Source organism: Sphingobium cupriresistens (genome assembly GCF_004152865.1).
In the GTDB taxonomy this organism is placed as follows: Bacteria; Pseudomonadota; Alphaproteobacteria; order Sphingomonadales; family Sphingomonadaceae; genus Sphingobium; species Sphingobium cupriresistens.
On record NZ_SEOO01000096.1, the window covers coordinates 1 to 2,623 of the forward strand.

General features: G+C 60.3%; 2 protein-coding genes. Both read right to left on the minus strand.

Annotated features, from left to right (window positions below; genetic code table 11):
• Positions 1–101: 101 nt before the first annotated feature.
• On the minus strand, positions 102–878 hold the full coding sequence (istB, locus tag EWH12_RS21660; RefSeq protein WP_129927795.1) for an IS21-like element helper ATPase IstB: 777 nt from the start codon (positions 876–878) through the stop codon (positions 102–104).
• Positions 879–893: 15 nt separating this feature from the next.
• Positions 894–2,447, minus strand: coding sequence for an IS21 family transposase (gene istA, locus EWH12_RS21665; protein ID WP_129927796.1), 1,554 nt, complete (start codon positions 2,445–2,447; stop codon positions 894–896).
• Between the last annotated feature and the right edge of the window lie 176 nt (positions 2,448–2,623).

Consider the following 2,623-nt stretch of genomic DNA (forward strand, 5'->3'; position numbering starts at 1 on the left):
TGCGTATTTCGCAAAAGTCGGACAGCCGCTTCGCTAAATCCCGGACAAGCGCTTCAGTAAATCCGGGACAGCTGGTGTAGGCAGTAGATGCCTGGTTACTGTCAGGGTTGAGTGATTTCGATATTTGCGTCCTGGGTCAAGCCATGCGGAGCTTTTTGTCGCCGCATGCTGTCTCCTTTCAGCGTGATGCGATGGGCATTGTGGACGATGCGGTCGAGGATAGCATCGGCGATGGTGGGCTCGCCGATCATTTCGTGCCACGCCGCCACCGGGAGCTGGGCGGTGATGAGTGTGGATCTGCGGCGATACCGTTCCTCGAAGATTTCGAGCAGATCCAGGCGTTGCTGATCATTGAGACTATGCGTGCCCCAGTCATCCAGAATGAGCAGCTGAACGCGGGCAAGCTTGTCGACGACGCGTGGGAAGCGACCGTCGAGGCGCGCGAGTGCAAGATCCTCGAAGAGGCGCGGCATGCGCAGATATAAGACGGAGTGATCCTGGCGTGCCGCCTGTCGGCCGAACGCACATCCCAGCCACGTTTTTCCCGTGCCGGTTTGGCCGGTGATAATGAGATTCTCATTTGCCTTGAGCCAGGCGCCCTGTGCGAGCGAGAGGATATTGCGGCGATCCAGTCCGCGATGCGTCCTGAAGTCGATATTTTCGACGCAGGCATCGACAAAGCGCAGTTTCGCGCTGGCAAGACGATTAGTCAGCCGTCGATCGGCGCGGGTGGCGATCTCGCGGTCCAGCATGAGCCCGAGCCATTCGTCTCGGGTCAGATCGCCAGCGGTATCTTGCTCGGCAATGTCGCGCCACGCGGCCGCCATGCCCGCTAGCCCCAGGCTATGCATTTGATCAAGGGTAGGATGCGTCAGCACAAGATCGTCCTTTCATTATTGATAATAGGACCCGCCACGGATGTTGCCGTGCGCCGGTGTTGGTTTAAGCGGCCCCGTTGTCGGCTGGATCTTGTCGAGCCCGGCCTTGAGGATGGCGTTGAGGGATGAGTAGGTGACGGCGCCGATCACCAGCGCTCGATCGCAGGCGGCTTCAAGCCGATCGCGCTCGTAGCGCCGGGCCAGCGAGAGAACGCCCATGGCAGAGCGATAGCCCTGCTCGGGATGCGGCTTGTCGACCATCAGCCTTTCCACGAACGTCGCCGTATTCGGGCCCGTTTTCCTGGCGCGCTCGATCAGACTCGCTGGCGATATATTCGCGTAGCGCTGATGCGCCTTGGGCATGTGCTCATTCACGGTAACGTGCCCGCGGCGCTGCGATGTCCGCATATGGCTGGCGACCCGCGCATGATCGTAGAAGATCTCGACCACTCGATGCGTCAGGCGGATATCGACCTGCCGGCCGATCAGTCCGTGCGGCACGGAGTAAAAGGTCTTGTCGACCTCGACATGATAATCAGGATGGACCTTGGCGCGTTTCCACTCGGCATATTCGAACACCGACGTGGGTAAAGCCGATAATGCCGTCCGTTCGATCTCATCAAAGATTGCGCGGCGGGATTTGCCGACATGGCGCATGGGCCGATCATTGAGATCAACCAGCAAGTCCGCGATGGCGGCATTGAGATCCGCCAGACTGAAGAAGCGCCGATTGCGCAGACGCGCCAGGATCCAGCGCTCTACGATCAGCACAGCGCCCTCGACCTTTCCTTTGTCGCGCGGCCGCCGGCTCCGGGTCGGCAGGATCGTCGTATCGTAATGCTCCGCCATCGCCGCAAAGGTCGCGCTGAGCGTGGGCTCGAACCATAGCGCCTTGGCAACGCCCGCTTTGAGATTGTCGCACACGATCGCACGCGGAACGCCGCCAACAAAGGCCAATGCCCGGCACTGCGCGTCGATCCAGTCCGGCAACTGCTGGCTCAAGCTGGCCATTGCGAAGGTAAAGGATGAAGCACCCAGCACCGCTACGAAGATCTGTGCCTGGGTGATGACGCCGGTCACAGGATCGATCAGCGGCACAGTCTGCCCAGCGTAATCGGTTTGCAGGACGGCGCCCGCCTCATGCCGATTGCGAAAGCTGACATGGGTCCGCCGCTGGAACGACAGGAACCGATCGCAAAACCAGGTATAGCCATAGCCATTGGGATGGGCAGCCCGATATTCCTGCCACAGCAAAACCAGCGTCACGCCCTTGCGCTTGATCTCCCGCGCAACCACTGGCCAGTCCGGCTCGCCCAGATCCTGAGGAGGGCGGCCGACACGGCGGAACACCAGCCGTTCGATCGATGCGTCATCATCGTAGCCGGCCGGCAACGGCCAGCCTGTCAGCCCAGCCTCGCGCGCCCGCAGTAAATAGGTCGACACCGTCGTCTTGCTAAGCTTCAGCCGCTCTGACACGGCCCGTACCGACAAACCCTGATCGTAGGTCAGCCGGAGAATCGATCGCATGTCCTTCACGTCGGTTCGTCTCGCTTGCTTCCGCCTTGGCATCACCCCTCCCATCGCAACGATGAGGAGCAACAATGCCAGAGCGGCGCACCACAAAACCTAACCTTGATCCTGTCCCAAACCCTGTCCGGGATTTAGCGGGATCCCTGTCCCGTATTTACTGAAATGCCTGTCCGCGATTTAGTGAAACCACTGTCCGGGATTTTCCGAAACACGCA

What these genes read in the sequence shown, in the direction of transcription:
- istA (WP_129927796.1), bottom strand. Translation starts at nt 2,447, where the DNA reads ATGCCAAGGCGGAAGCAAGCGAGACGAACCGACGTGAAGGACATGCGA.